Here is a 13,558-nt window from a genome sequence, read left to right as displayed (position 1 = left end):
ATCGGGCTTTGGAGAATCCTTGATAGGTGCACGCGAACTACTTGCGGCGGAATCTCACGATTGAAGTTTCTGAGTTCAGTCATTTTGTCCTCCTGTAACGCCGCACGCCGGAAATCAAGCGGCCATGGGGAGGGCCATGCGGCGCGGCCTGGCCTCCCGTCCGCTATCGGCGGCTTCCTGACACTCGATGCACAACGATGCGGCAGGCAGCGCGGTAAGGCGCTTCAGGCTGATCTCGTCATCGCATTCCAGGCAAATGCCAAAGGTACCGTCATCCATTCTCTGTAGCGCCGCACGAATGGCGCGTATTCCGACGGATGCCGCCTCAAGAGTGTGCACAGCCAGGTCGCGTTCGCTGGCTCGCAGCGTACGATCCAGATCGTCGGCAGCCGTTTCAACCGCGATTGCATCGCGGCGCAAAGCCCTGCCACCCAGTTCGATCAAGTTTGCTTCCAGAATGTTACGGAACGATTTTGCTTGGCTCTTTGTCATAGCGCCCTCCTGCATGAAGATGCGCAGGCACGCATGGGACGCTATCATCAAACTCAAATTTCATTGTCGTTTTTATCAACACTTGGTACCATACCGACAATGTGCCGTTGGATGTAACCAAACTCCTGACGGACTGGAGCCGGGGCGACCAGAGGGCGCTGGATGAGCTGATACCGCTTGTGTATCAGGATCTACACCAGCGGGCGAGGAACTATCTGCGCCGCGAGCGTCCAGACCACACCCTGCAGCCAACTGCGGTCATCCATGAAGCTTATCTGCGCATGGTGAAGGACAGCCTTCCCGAATGGAACGGTCGAGCTCATTTTTATGCGGTAGCTTCAAAAGTCATGCGGCAGATTCTGGTGGACCACGCGCGCCGGCATCAGGCAGGCAAACGAGGCAGCGGAGTGGCTAACGTCAGCCTGGAAGAGGCATTAGTGCCGGCCCAGGCAGAGAACACTGAACTGGTGGCCCTGGATGAGGCTCTGCGAAAACTGGCTGCGCTGGACGAGCGGAAGGCCCGCATCGTGGAGATGCGTTACTTCGGGGGTTGTACGGTCGAAGAGACTGCTTCCGCGCTGGGCGTAGCCGGGATTACAGTGATGCGGGAGATGAGGCTGGCCGAGGCATGGTTGCGGCGAGCCATGCAGGGTGAACTTCCTGGTGAGGGATGAACCCGGGATCGGCCGGGACCGGGAATCCAAATCGTCCGGACCGGATGATAGCCCGGGATGCGTTTCCGCGCATTCACTGGCATGGGCCCCGAAGCGAGAGGCTTCGACCTGGCGAGATGGCTGGACGCAGCCGCCGCCATCGAAACCGAACTGATTGAACTAACGACTGACCTGACGGAAGCGCAATTCCATGCACCACCGCGAACCGGCGGCTGGTCGATTGGCCATTGCATCGAGCATCTGATTCTGGCCGGAAATGCGCTGCTTCCGGAGTTGGATGCGGCCTTGCGTCGACCCAACGGTGCTGCTCAGCGTGTGGAGCAAGGACGGCCATATTCCTGGTGGCAAAGAAAACTGTTGCGCTACGCGGAGAGCTCCGGCCGGCTGAAGCTAAAGACACACCAATCGTCCGTGCCTTACCTGCGCCGGTCGATCAACCAGACCATGGCGGGATTTCGCGACATGCACCGGGAACTCACCAGGCGAGCCTGCCACCTGAACGGATTCGACAACAGGCAGGCTAGAGTGCGATTCCCCTTCGCCGGCTGGGTGCGGTTGTCACTGGCCTACTCATTCGATTTCGTGCTGGCTCATGAGCGCAGGCACCTGCACCAGGCCGCTCGAGTGCGGCATCAGTTGCTGGATTTACCGCCGCGGGTTGAACCGAAGCAATCAGGTTCCAGGCCGGTTCGCTGAAGGAAGCCCAGTGCTGTCACACCCGGCTCCGGAGCCGTCCCCGCAGATTAAGACCCTCAAGCGATCAATTGCTGGTGCAGATGGAGATTTCGCAGTTCAAGAGAGTTTCCTCCTCCGACTGTCCGGATGCAAATGTTTTCGAGCTGGCCGGGTTAACCAATAACACTTCGCTCATTCGGTATGACACTTATGAAGGCGCCGCTTTCTGAAGAAACTGGAATTGCGATGATTACCAAGCGATTCGCAATAACAATTCCTCTGCTGATGGGCGTATTACTGGCCCAATCACAGAAAGCGCAAGCGCTGCTCATGGCGCTTAGCGCGAACAGCAGGCAGGTGGTGACGTACGAATGGAAACAGAAGTCGACAGTCATCCGAAGAGGCACTCCAGCGGGCTTCAAAATCGACGAAGTCCGTTTCGACTCCAATGGCCAGCCGGTAAGAATCACGCTGGCGCAACCGGAGGCGAAGAAGATGGGACCGATCAAGGCACGTAAGGCGGCCGAGATCAAAGATGACATCCAAGACGTGATGCAGCTGGCCGGCCAGTACACAAATCCTCATCAGCTCAGCCAGGCGATTCGAAAAGGCGAGATCTGGGAGGGGCAAGGCAGCCTACGCATCCGCGCCCGGTCTATCATCTTTCCCGCCGACGAAATGAACATGGTAGTCAGCAGCGCCTCCTGTCTGCCTGTGCGGGTCGAGTTCAAGACCCAGCACGAGGGCCGGCCAGTGATGATCGAAGCCGACTACCAACAATTGGCCAACGGTCCGAACATGCTGGTCCAGATGACGGTCCGTATCCCCGGCGATGACGTGGTCGTGCGTGTTGAGTCATTCGATTTCATGCGAATGGCGAGCCGCGCCGTCCCGGGACTGTAGAACTTTCAAGGAGAAACCAAAATGAAACGCATTACCTTCGCAGGACTCGTGTGTCTCGGCATGCTGGCGGCAGCCCAGGATATCCATTTCGATTACGACCGAACGGCCAGCTTCGGTGCATACAGGACTTACCGCTGGGTGGACGCTCCTTCTGGCGGAGCAGAAAACCCGTTAATGGACCAGAACATCAAACGGGCCGTGGATTCGCAGCTTGCGCTCAAGGGACTGAGGAGCGTCGAGACCGGCGGCGATCTACTGGTCAGCTACCAGGTGGGCATCGAGAAGGAGAAGCAGCTCAATGCTTTCGGGACAGGCCCACGCTGGAACGGCAGCGGCCGTGTGACTACATCGACAATCGAGAACGGGAAACTGGCCGTCGCATTCGTCGATGCCGCCAGGAACCAACTCGTATGGCAAGGTGCCCTGGAGAAGACCCTGGACATCAAGAAGGATCCCGAGAAGAACTTCCGGAACCTGGAAAAGGCGGTGGCCAAGTTACTGAGCAACTATCCCCCGTCCAGTGGCAAGTAAGTCCCCCAGTGGGCCCGGAGACAAACCGAGATGGATTGCAGGGGCAGTCCGTGCGGGCCGGGCTCCATGACCAGAGAACGTCCGCAATGGGGGGAATCGCCACTCTGTCCGGTTCCCTTCCAAGCCGTCACAACCGGGCAAAGGAGTCTGCAGGCCGCCGCCAGCATCCTCCTGAAGCCCACGGCGGGACGGGCCTCAAGCCATATACGCCGCAGAAGGCTGAGTGAGTCTCAAATCGCGGTGATTGGGCGAGTTCGTCCGCTCTGCTTTGGGTGGCAAAGATCACAACTCCGTGGAGAAGCAAATGAAATTTCCCATGCTGACTTACAGTGTGTCGTTGGGCGGATTTAGCTCCGTACTCGATGGCCTTTCCGGGCTGCAGGCCTGGAATGGAACTCTCTCCGAGCTACTGGGGGATCTGGCCGTCCCGATCCTCACAATATGCGCCGCGACCATTCTGGTCTCCGCCACCCTGCTGGCTTGCGTGCTGGCGCTGGGTCCTCCAGCGCCCGACTCCTCGCGTGAGACCATGCGCGGCCGCGAACGAATCTGTTTCGACGTCACCTGGACGTTTCTTCCGCTGGCCATCGTGTTTCTGTTCGCAATAGGCGCGCGCACGGGCCGATCGTAGCCATTTAGACGCCTCGCGCCAAGCATCAACTTCGAAGAATCAATCAACACAGAGAATGCAATGACCTCATCAAACCTGGCCCGAGCAGCCACATTCAGTCCCGATCATGAGCAGGAGTTTGTCCTCAACCTGGCAGACGTAGAAGCCGGCATGTTCCCTCTGGTGGGCGGCAAGGCCGCCAACCTGGGGGAACTCATCCGCGCACAGCTCCCGGTGCCCGCTGGCGTCTGCGTCACCACAGAGGCTTACAGGGTAGTAGCCGCCTCTGCGCGTATTGATTTTGAAGCATTGGCCGCCGCCCCCGTGGAACAGGTGGACGTCCTCGCCCGCCAGGCGCGAGAGGCATTGATGGCAGCGCCTGTGCCGTTCAGCATTATTCGAGCGATCGAAGAGGCCTACGTGCGGCTGGGCGACAATGCGCCAGTAGCAGTGCGTTCCTCCGCGACCGCGGAAGATCTACCCAACGCCAGCTTCGCAGGCCAGCAGGACACATATTTACACGTGATCGGCGTCAGCGCGGTGCTGGATGCGGTGCGGCGCTGCTGGGCTTCGCTGTGGACGGAGAGAGCCGTGGTTTACCGCACCAAGAATGGCATCGACCACCGCTCGGTGCGGTTGGCCGTCGTAATCCAGCGCATGGTGGAGTCCGTCGTCTCTGGCGTCCTGTTCACGGCCAATCCAGTCACCGGCAAGCGACGCCAGGCGGTGATCGACGCCAGTCCCGGACTGGGCGAAGCAGTTGTTTCGGGAGCGGTCAATCCCGATCATTTCGTGGTCGACACGGAAACGCGGCAGATCCTGGAGCGGCGAATCGGCGACAAACGGTTCCAGGTGCGTTCGCTGCGCGGCGGCGGCACCGCGCATGTGGAGGTGGCCGACTCCTCGACCGAGCCATGCATACCGGACACGCAGGTTCGGGCGCTCGCGATGCTGGGCGATCGAGTCGAGGCTCACTACCGCGCGCCACAGGATACGGAATGGGCCATTGACGCCACAGGCAAACTATGGCTCACGCAGGCGCGCCCGATCACCACGCTTTTCCCTCTCCCCGCGGGTGCGCGTCCTGAGAAATTGAGCGTCTACTTTTCCTTCAGCGTCGCCCAGGGGGTCAATCAACCGATGACGCCTATGGGTTTGGCCGGATTCAGGTTGATGGCGTCAGCAGCGGCCAGGCAATTGGGGATCCGGGTCGATAACCCTTTGAACGGTCCACCGACCTACGCGGAAGCCGGCCAACGCATCTTCATGGATCTCGCCCCAGTGCTGCGCGGCCGGGTCGGGCGCGAGCTCATGCCGAGGGTCCTCGACGTAATGGAATCACGCTCAGCGGCGCTGGTACGCCAGCAGATTCAGGACCCGCGCCTGTCGATCACTCACAGATCGCCCTTCCTGTTCCTGCGGAGAGTGATTCGGATGGCCCTTCGCTTTGGGGTTCCGCTGCAGTTGATGCGAGCGCTGGCGCAGCCTGGTCTGGTGCATGCTCGAATCAGGCAACAGGAGGTGGATCTCACAGGCAGGCTAACCCTGCCGGATTCGGCAGGCGCACTTCAACGGTTGAACTTCGTGGAGCAGGTCCTGCTCGAAGGAGTGGTTCCACTGGTTCCTCTTGCGCTTCCTTCCGCAATACTCGGGATGGGCCTGCATGGATTGGCCGGCCACCTGTTGGGTGGAGAGGCGCAAGCCAGTGAGTTGCAGGCCGTGCTCCGCGGCTTGCCGAACAATGTCACTACCGAGATGGACCTGGCCCTGTGGGCACTGGCAGCCAGCCTTCGGAGGGATGAGGCTTGCTGCCGGGTAATGCGAGACACACCACCCGCGGAGCTGGCCCGGCAGTACCAACTGCGAACCTTACCGCCGCATGCGCAGCAGCAATTGGGGGAGTTCCTCACGCGCTACGGCCATCGGGCGGTGGCGGAGATCGACCTCGGCGTGCCCCGCTGGGCTGATGACCCGACACATATCCTGGGGGTTCTGTCGAACTATCTGCGGCTGGATCAAACGGAGGCGTCGCCGGATGCTGTATTTGCCCGCGGCGCCGCGGAAGCAGAGGCAATGATCGAGAAACTGGCTGCGCGAGCCCGCCGGCGCGGCCTGCTGCGGGGGGCCCTTGTCCGTTTCGCACTGGGGCGAGCAAGACAGCTGTGCGGGTTGCGGGAGATTCCCAAATACTACGCGATCCTGGTCCTGGCCGCGGCGCGCCGGGAGTTGCTGCGCGTAGGCAGGGAACTGTCGCGACAGTCGCGCATCCAGACGCCCTCCGACGTCTTTTTCCTGAACCTCTCGGAGGCACGGGAGGCATTGATGGGCAGGGACGTGCTTGCCCTGATCGAGGAACGTCAGCGCACTCATGAGGTGGAACTGCGCCGCAAGCGCATTCCACGGATCCTCCTCTCCGACGGCACCGAACCGGAGATGCGAATCACAGAAACGGCCAGCGCGAACAGCCTGGCAGGAACGCCCGCCTCCGCCGGTTCGGTCACGGGAATCGCGCGCGTGGTACTCGATCCGGTCGGCGCCCGGATCGAACCCGGGGGAATTCTGGTGGCTCCGTCGACTGACCCCGGATGGACGCCGTTGTTCCTGACAGCCGGCGGTCTTGTCATGGAGATGGGTGGCGCTAATTCGCACGGAGCGGTGGTGGCCCGGGAGTATGGGATTCCTGCCGTGGTCGGAGTGCCGGAAGCGACTGTGCGGATCAGGAACGGCCAGAAAGTCACGGTGGACGGGGCAGCCGGCACAGTCTCGATCGTGGCCGAGTGAGGCGAGACCACGTGGTTCGACCAGGCCGGAGCACCTCAATCTGACTCAGGAGGCGGGCGGGGAATCCTCGTCCGCCGTCCGCATGCCTCCGAGTTGGGCCGGCAAACGAACACCACTGTGATTCTTCTCGAGATTCAGATATAGTTATCGTGAATTTTTGAGAGCCTCGGATAGGCTTGCCTGGAGTGAGCGTGACCTGCAAGGTATGTAACGCGCCCCTGCGGCCCGGCGCCGCGTTCTGCGGGAAGTGTGGAAAGACTGTGGAGGCTGAGGCGGCTGCCGCCCCGTCGGATCCCGGGAGTTGCGCCTGCGGCGCTCCTCTGCGAACCGGCAAGGCGTTTTGCGGCCAATGCGGAAAACCGGTTGCCGTTGCGGCCGCCCCGGCTCCACCTGTAACGACACCGCCACCAGCGGCAAGCCAGTTCGCGGCAGCACCTTCGAGGGCTCCAATTGGACCCGCTCCTGAGTTCCCGGCGCCTGCCGTCGCAGCTCAGTCCAGCTCCGGCGGAAAGGGTCTCATCCTCGGCGGCGTGTTACTCCTGCTGGCGCTGGCCGGCGGAGGCTGGTGGTACTACCAGCGCGGGCGCGAGGCCGAGGTGGGCACCGCACCCAACACTGAAGTTGCGCCCTCCGGACAGGCTCCGGCGCCACCAGGGCAAGCGGCGGTGACTCCTCCGCTGCCGGCCCAGACTGCTCCAGACAACACGCCAAGCCAGCCCGAGCAAGCTACCCCGCAGCAGGCAACCGTGGTCCAACCGGCCCCCACCAAAGCAGGGGGGCGGGAAACCGAGGTTCGCCGCTCCAATGCGCAGCCGCCGGCAGCCCAGCCTGCCGCCGTTCCCCCTCAGGTGAATACACCAGCTAGCCCGCCCGAGAGAGCGCCTGTGCAGCAGCAGGCGGCCGCCCAGCAACAGATCCCCCCAGCCCCCGTGGCACAGGCACCGCCGCCCAGTGCTGCACCGCCGGTTGTGGATACACCCAGGCCCCCGGTGGTTCGGCCGGAACCACCAACGCAACGTCCACAACCAATGGTGCCAGCGGCTGGATTGCTGACCTGGTCGGGCAAGTTGAAGAAGAACGAAGCAGTCGCCATTGACGGCTCGGGTGCCTCCACGGGCACGCTGCATGGCGCGCTGCCGGGCGTGCCGGTGATGATCGATGTCGAGCCGAAAGAGATCGGAGTGGCCGAGGCGCCCGGCCCCGGCAATGGATGGAGGCGCCTGGTTCTGCGCAGCCGCGCGGATCGCAACATGGTAGTCACCATTCGCTGGCAGAAATTGGGGAACTGACTCAGGAGGAACTGTGAATCGATACTGTGGAACTTGCGGAACACTGGCGGACACGGACGACCGTTTCTGTCCTGGCTGTGGCAAACCAATTGGCGGAGCCCCGGCACCTGTAATGGCGACTCAGCCCGCCCCGCCGCCGGCGCCGGCCTACGTGGCGCAGCCGGTCTCCACGCCAGCCTATGCACCACAGCAGAGAACCCCGCCCCCACCGCCCTTCCCCATGCCGGCCGCGCCTCCCCCCGCACCACCCCCACCTCCAGTGGCGCAGCGGCCGGAAGCACAGTGGTTCTACGCCGTGAATGGGAAACAACAAGGGCCCGTCCCCGAATCCGTCCTGCGCGTCGCCTTACAGACGCTGCCGGCGGATACCCTGGTCTGGCAGCCCGGTTTGCCCAATTGGAAACCCGCGGGCGAGGCAGGGCTGAAGGCCCCGGCCGCCCCTGCATACAATCCGCCGCCACAACCATTCCAGCCCGCGCCTTCTGCTCCGGTCCCTCCTGCCTTCGCAGCGCCACCACCGCCCGCAGCCTACAACACGCCTTCCTCAGGGTTCAACCAGCCACCGCCGCCCCAGCGCCCGTCATTCCCTGCCGGCGCTGGATTCGCTGCGCCAGCCGCACCGCAGTTCGGCGCTTCCCCCTTCGGCGGGGCGGCGCCCATTAATGGCCCCACCCCACCCAATATGCACTGGCTGGTGGTGCTGATCCTCACCTGGGTCACGGCCGGACTGGCCGGCCTGGTTTGGACTTTCCGCCAGGCATCGTTCGTGAAGAAGATCGACCCATCGAGCAAGGCCGTGATCCTGCTGGTGGTCACAACACTCGGCATGGTCGCGCAGGTAGCGATGTACATTGCCGCGATGCAATCGCTGTCCTCCTCCTCAGTGGCGACGGCGAGCGGCGTGATCATGATCCTCAATCTGGTGATCATCATCTGCGTACTCGTGGCCATCTTCTCCATGCGCAGTTCGATCGTGCGTTATTACAACAGCACGGAACCCATCGGCCTGAAGTTGAGCGGAGTCATGACGTTCTTCTTCAGCATCCTGTACTTCCAGTACCACTTCTCGCGCATTGCGGAATGGAAGAAGACCGGCCGGCTGGGTTGAGACGCACTATCCGATTGGTGGGACGCGCTGCGGCATGCCGGCTCCAGCCGGTTTGACCAGGCGGTCACCCGGTTGCATGCCCTTGTACCAAAAGGGGTAGGAAGTGGCTTCGCACTCGAAGGACAGGATCTCGCCGTCGTCCCGGATGTAACGCACCAGGTAGAACTCATGCGTATTGCTGTCGCCGTAATCGGCGGAACGCCGCTCAATGGCGCTTACCGTGCCTGACCAGGCATCGCGATTCTTCCGCTTCTGGACCAGCATGATGATGGCCGAAAGCACTCCGGCGGCCAACAGGCCCAGCAGCACTTGAACGATCTTTTCTCCCATCCGTGTTCTCCTTGTCCCGCGAGGCCGCCCTTAGCTGGGCCCGGCGATGGCACTGCGTCAGGCTACTCCGGGGTCCCAACTCACCCCCTCCAACTGCTCGAGCACGGCCTACCAAGGGAAGGGGCGCAAACAGTATATCTCTACAGATAGATTCAGATCTCTTTCTCGTATATGATGCGTGCAGCGTGCCGCACCTGCGAATCAGGACCCTCTCTGAGGATGAGTCGAGAGCTGTTACCAATCACGTGGATCAGCGGCTGTGCGTGTCGAAACTGTTGGCCGGACAACACCGTCTCGAAGGCGAACATCTTGTCCTGCTGACGCCACTCGATCTGAAGCTGCGCGGCTGTGCATCGGCCTTCGGCTATGCGGACCGGCGCCGTGGCACGGCCGTCGTCTCCACCTTCCGGCTGGGTGGGAGCGGAGAGCAGCAACTGGCGGCGCGGCTCATGAATGTGATTGAGCACGAGCGGGGGCACCTGGACGGGTTGAAGCACTGCCAGACGGCGGGCTGCATCATGTCGGTGGCGCGGTGTGTAGAGGATGTCGATGCGCGCAGCCTGCAGCGCTGTGAGCGCTGTCGTCAGCCCCACTCGGCGTGGCGTGCCCGGGCGGCAGCGATTGCAGTCTGCGTGCTGGCGATTGCCGCCGCCCAGGGGGGCGCATCGCTGGTTAAGGTGAAATCGCCACCGTTTTCTTCCCAGGCGGGCGAGGGCTCCGCCGTTGTGCTCTTCAAGAAACAGCCTGTGCTGGCGCTGGCCAGTGAGCAGGAGGCACACGCCGCGGCGTGTGCCCTCAACGTGCTCTACGCCCAGATCACGCCGCCCCCCATTGAAGTCAATGCCTCCGGCGCCCACGCGGTATTGACGGCAGGCGGCGCGAGGTTGGCAGAACTGGACGCGCGGAGCGTCGGCGGTAGGGATCCGTTGCCTTACGCGCGGGACTGGGCCGTGCGGACCGATTGGTTGATGCGTGCCAAGGGCGAGGAGGTGGAGGGCTGTCCCAGTTGCCACATCCACCGCCTCGACGAGGTGCTGGCAGCGGCAGAACTGCGGCGCCGGCGGAGGTGGTAGTCGAATGCGCGAGTTCCTGAAGACGATCGCGAAGAAGCAGGCGGACCTATTGCGATGGCTGGAGGCGCAGTCCTTCTGGAAGCCGGTGCTGGGGATGTCGACTCTCATCTGTGCGCCCGTGGTGAAACTGGCGCGCGGAACCTTGAACGCGTTTCCAGCACTGCACAAGCTGGAATGGCTATTGGAGATCGAATCGCTCACCAAGCGCCATCCCGTCCTGCTGGCGTTCTCCATGGTATTCCTGGCCTGGCGGGGCATTCAAACCACGCCCTTGGGCCATATCGGCACCGACGCCATCGTCTATCCGCTGATGGGCATCATCTCAGGCTTCAATCCATTTCTCGGCCTGGTGTGCGGCGGGGTTTACGGGGCGGCGGACCTGCTGCAGAAGTTCGTTCTGCCCGACATGTACGGGGCGCGCGGATGGGGCGACCCGAACTACTGGGGCGCCATGGGCGGCTATGTGGTGGCCTATTCGTCGCTGATGCTGATGGGCGTGTGCCCCGGAATGCTGTCGCGCTGCTTTCGCGCCGCCGTCCGCGGGCTCATCAAGAAACTCTTTTTCAATCGCTCAGCCTCCGCCGCCGATGGCGCGGTGCCGCTGGGAGAGGCAACCTATCCAGCGGCCGAACTGCTGGCCGCCGCTGTCGGCGGATACGCGGGCGGCTGGCTGATCATGCACCAGGTGGCTCCGGTCACTGAGATGCCTGCGTTCATGTGGCGCCCGAATCCGGATGTCTCCTGTCACCAGTTGGAGATCGGCACCCACTTGCAGGGGCGCGCCAACATCGGGGGTGCCGGCTCAGCGGTCGGAGGCACCATCCCCGCACTGATTCCGCCCACGCAGGGGCCACCGCCCGGTGCTTACGGTGCCCAACACGACGCGGCGACCTCGGCTCGCGACAAGGCCCTGGATGAATACGATCGCCTGAAGAAACAGTGGGACGAGCAGGACGCGACCGCGGACAAGACGGACCCCAACTACGAGCGGCTTCGCCAGCAGTATCAGGACTACATGGACTACCTGAAACAGCAGGCCGTGGCCAACGATGCGCAGGCCCAGGCGATTGCGGCAGCCACGGATCAGGCGCGCAACACGCGCGTGCTGAAGGGGCTCGATGGCCGCGACTACGAGATCGTCTACGATCCGCAGGCCGGCCAGTGGAGGAATGCGGCCAGTGGGACTTTCTTCGACCCCAATGAATTCGATCGCTGGCAACAGGATCTGGTGAAAAACCGCCAGTTCATGGACGCCGAAAACGAGAAGATGCGGCGCCGGGAAGACTGGTTCAGCAAGGAGATGGACCAGCAGGTGGCCCAACGCAAGCAGCAGGCAGAGGCGGCTGCCTACCTGAGCCGCATCCAGCAGGCCGCGTTGAAGCACGATCTGTGGAATCCGGGTGGTCCGGGTGACGTCGTCGGCAAGACCGACCAACTGATCAAGGACATCTACGCCGGCAAACCCATCGACTGGAACGCTATCCAGGCAACGCGAAAGTATACCGGTGACTCGATCAGCGGAGCCGTGGCCCCGGAATCGTCATTGCGGAACCAACCCGGCTTCCTGGATACGATGTCGGAAGCGGCATCCGGCTCCTTGCGCGAAATTATCACGGGAAAAGACGCGCAGGGCAACTCGACCCTGGCCGGCACAGCGGCCTCACTGCTGGGCCGGCTGACGGCAGGCGTCGCCACGGCCGGGTGGTCGGAAGCGGCCTACACGGCAGCCAATATGGGCTACGCGCAGCACGATGCCGCCATGCGCGGCGCCTCGGACGCCGAGATCTTCAAGGCTGGTTTCAAGACGGGCGTGATCGAGGCGGGCCCCACCGTATTGGGCGGCGCGATGATGCACTACTTCCCCAAGGCGTTCCCGAATGTCGCACGGGGCGTGGGCGAAATGCTGGAGCCTGTGGGCAAGGCGGTGCAAACCGCTGACCAGGCCGTGCAGGCGGGCAGCAAGTCACTCAGTAATCGCATGTCGAACCTGTTCACCACGGTGCCCGAAACCCTTCAGCCGACCCGGTCGGCCGTCAGCCGGGTGCTGGCTTCCAGCGATCCAGCGGACATCGCCAAGCTCTATAGCCAGGGCGGCATGGACCGCTTGGCCAACCTCCAGAAGGCTGGCGCACTGAGTGCGGAGGAAGCGAAGCTGCTGAATGCCCGGCTGGCAAATCGCGTCGGCCAGAATATCGACAATGGCGTCCGCGACAGCATGCGCTCATTCGAAGCCGAGACGGGCGTGAAGGTGAAGAGCAGCGTCATAGGCGATTCCGGATCGAGCGCCAAGCCGGGTGGGAATCCCAAGGCTCGGACCGACTTTGATGCGACGCATTCGACCAACTTCGACAAGGCGGATCTGGCCGGCTACGCCGAACAGCGCAGCCGTGACCTGGGCCGCACGATGAGCATGGAAGAGGCCAACAACGAGTTGCAGGCGAAATTCGGCCAGCACCTCACCGAAAACGTGGACCGCAACCTGCGCGCCGACGGGTTCAGCCGCGGCATCAATGACATCGACTACAAGACGTATAACGGCATCGGCAAAGGCTCCGGACCAGGCGATGCCTATCCGCCTGGGTTCACCGGCAGCCGCATGGCGGTGCAAGGCAAAGGCAAGATGTTTGAGTCGTGCAGCGACGGGTCGGTCAGTTCACACAACATTTCCGGGCAGGCCGTGGTAGACCAGCATGGCATGAACCAACTGGCTGTCACCGGACAACTGCCCGCGGATCCGACCAAGTTCGCCGCCAGCGAGTTTAAGGACTTCAGTGCGCAGCAGGTGAAGTCAGTCACCGAGCATACCGATGTCAAATCGCTGGCGAAAGCGATGGGCCGTGAGCAGGATCTGGCCGGGCGCATCAACAACATGTCGGGCAATCCGGTGCAGGCCGGGCAACTGCAGTCGGCGGGTCTGCCCAAGTCGCCCCCGGGCCTGGATCCCAAGCTCGTCGAGATCTCGAATCAGATCAACCGGAATCCCAGCCAGGCCCTGAAAGTGCTCGAGAAGAACGGCTTCACCGAACAGAGCTTCGGAGATGCGGTGCGGACTAATGTGACCCAGTACCACGGGGCCATAGGAGGGAAATAAG

General features: G+C 62.6%; 12 protein-coding genes and 1 pseudogene. 11 read left to right on the top strand and 2 right to left on the bottom strand.

Features of this window, described 5'->3' with window-relative positions; genetic code table 11:
- Positions 1-114: 114 nt before the first annotated feature.
- Complete coding sequence (locus ACR9Y2_RS34785; RefSeq protein WP_435046509.1) at positions 115-492, bottom strand: TraR/DksA family transcriptional regulator; 378 nt, start codon at positions 490-492, stop codon at positions 115-117.
- 101 nt (positions 493-593) lie between these two features.
- Here ACR9Y2_RS34785 and ACR9Y2_RS34780 point away from each other — a divergent pair, with 101 nt between their 5' ends.
- The 9 genes and pseudogenes from ACR9Y2_RS34780 to ACR9Y2_RS34740 all read left to right on the top strand — a co-directional run bounded on the left by ACR9Y2_RS34780 (position 594) and on the right by ACR9Y2_RS34740 (position 9,063).
- On the top strand, positions 594-1,166 hold the full coding sequence (locus tag ACR9Y2_RS34780) for a sigma-70 family RNA polymerase sigma factor (RefSeq protein WP_435046508.1): 573 nt from the start codon (positions 594-596) through the stop codon (positions 1,164-1,166).
- 57 nt (positions 1,167-1,223) lie between these two features.
- Positions 1,224-1,862 carry a DinB family protein gene (locus ACR9Y2_RS34775; RefSeq protein WP_435046507.1) on the top strand — a complete coding sequence of 213 codons (639 nt, stop codon included), beginning with the start codon at positions 1,224-1,226 and terminating at the stop codon, positions 1,860-1,862.
- Between the two features lie 189 nt (positions 1,863-2,051).
- Positions 2,052-2,744 carry a hypothetical protein gene (locus ACR9Y2_RS34770; RefSeq protein WP_435046506.1) on the top strand — a complete coding sequence of 231 codons (693 nt, stop codon included), beginning with the start codon at positions 2,052-2,054 and terminating at the stop codon, positions 2,742-2,744.
- A 21-nt stretch (positions 2,745-2,765) separates the two neighbouring features.
- Positions 2,766-3,275 carry a DUF4136 domain-containing protein gene (locus ACR9Y2_RS34765; RefSeq protein WP_435046505.1) on the top strand — a complete coding sequence of 170 codons (510 nt, stop codon included), beginning with the start codon at positions 2,766-2,768 and terminating at the stop codon, positions 3,273-3,275.
- Positions 3,276-3,579: 304 nt separating this feature from the next.
- Positions 3,580-3,906: a hypothetical protein gene (locus tag ACR9Y2_RS34760; protein WP_435046504.1), complete on the top strand. Its 327-nt coding sequence runs from the start codon at positions 3,580-3,582 to the stop codon at positions 3,904-3,906.
- Positions 3,907-3,966: 60 nt separating this feature from the next.
- Entirely contained in the window at positions 3,967-6,666 is a 2,700-nt protein-coding gene (locus ACR9Y2_RS34755; protein ID WP_435046503.1) for a PEP/pyruvate-binding domain-containing protein, read from the top strand.
- Between the two features lie 185 nt (positions 6,667-6,851).
- Positions 6,852-7,010: pseudogene (locus tag ACR9Y2_RS34750) on the top strand (zinc-ribbon domain-containing protein); the annotation flags it as partial.
- 186 nt (positions 7,011-7,196) lie between these two features.
- Complete coding sequence (locus ACR9Y2_RS34745) at positions 7,197-7,955, top strand: hypothetical protein (RefSeq protein WP_435046911.1); 759 nt, start codon at positions 7,197-7,199, stop codon at positions 7,953-7,955.
- A gap of 112 nt (positions 7,956-8,067) precedes the next feature.
- Positions 8,068-9,063 (top strand): DUF4339 domain-containing protein, encoded by a 996-nt coding sequence (locus ACR9Y2_RS34740; protein WP_435046502.1) that lies wholly within the window; start codon positions 8,068-8,070, stop codon positions 9,061-9,063.
- A 6-nt stretch (positions 9,064-9,069) separates the two neighbouring features.
- Here the strand turns inward: ACR9Y2_RS34740 and ACR9Y2_RS34735 are convergent, their stop codons facing one another.
- Positions 9,070-9,393: a hypothetical protein gene (locus ACR9Y2_RS34735; protein ID WP_435046501.1), complete on the bottom strand. Its 324-nt coding sequence runs from the start codon at positions 9,391-9,393 to the stop codon at positions 9,070-9,072.
- Between the two features lie 185 nt (positions 9,394-9,578).
- On the opposite strand from ACR9Y2_RS34735, the gene ACR9Y2_RS34730 reads away from it, so the two are divergent.
- Together ACR9Y2_RS34730 and ACR9Y2_RS34725 are read left to right on the top strand one after the other, a co-directional pair.
- A complete protein-coding gene (locus ACR9Y2_RS34730) occupies positions 9,579-10,466 on the top strand; it encodes a hypothetical protein (RefSeq protein WP_435046500.1) in 888 nt (295 codons plus the stop codon).
- A gap of 4 nt (positions 10,467-10,470) precedes the next feature.
- Positions 10,471-13,557, top strand: a complete 3,087-nt coding sequence (locus ACR9Y2_RS34725; RefSeq protein WP_435046499.1) for a hypothetical protein — start codon at positions 10,471-10,473, stop codon at positions 13,555-13,557.
- Position 13,558: the final 1 nt, after the last annotated feature.

The sequence above is a fragment of the Paludibaculum fermentans genome, from assembly GCF_051172195.1.
Taxonomy (GTDB): Bacteria; Acidobacteriota; Terriglobia; order Bryobacterales; family Bryobacteraceae; genus Paludibaculum; species Paludibaculum fermentans_A.
Note: the sequence above shows the minus strand (reverse complement) of the source record. Positions and strands in the feature narration are given on the sequence as shown.

Bases quoted from the DNA above. Each gene is read 5' to 3' on its own strand.
- ACR9Y2_RS34785 (WP_435046509.1), bottom strand. From the start codon at position 492: ATGACAAAGAGCCAAGCAAAATCGTTCCGTAACATTCTGGAAGCAAAC.
- ACR9Y2_RS34775 (WP_435046507.1), top strand. From the start codon at position 1,224: ATGCGTTTCCGCGCATTCACTGGCATGGGCCCCGAAGCGAGAGGCTTC.
- ACR9Y2_RS34770 (WP_435046506.1), top strand. From the start codon at position 2,052: ATGAAGGCGCCGCTTTCTGAAGAAACTGGAATTGCGATGATTACCAAG.
- ACR9Y2_RS34765 (WP_435046505.1), top strand. From the start codon at position 2,766: ATGAAACGCATTACCTTCGCAGGACTCGTGTGTCTCGGCATGCTGGCG.
- ACR9Y2_RS34760 (WP_435046504.1), top strand. From the start codon at position 3,580: ATGAAATTTCCCATGCTGACTTACAGTGTGTCGTTGGGCGGATTTAGC.
- ACR9Y2_RS34755 (WP_435046503.1), top strand. From the start codon at position 3,967: ATGACCTCATCAAACCTGGCCCGAGCAGCCACATTCAGTCCCGATCAT.
- ACR9Y2_RS34740 (WP_435046502.1), top strand. From the start codon at position 8,068: ATGGCGACTCAGCCCGCCCCGCCGCCGGCGCCGGCCTACGTGGCGCAG.
- ACR9Y2_RS34735 (WP_435046501.1), bottom strand. From the start codon at position 9,393: ATGGGAGAAAAGATCGTTCAAGTGCTGCTGGGCCTGTTGGCCGCCGGA.
- ACR9Y2_RS34725 (WP_435046499.1), top strand. From the start codon at position 10,471: ATGCGCGAGTTCCTGAAGACGATCGCGAAGAAGCAGGCGGACCTATTG.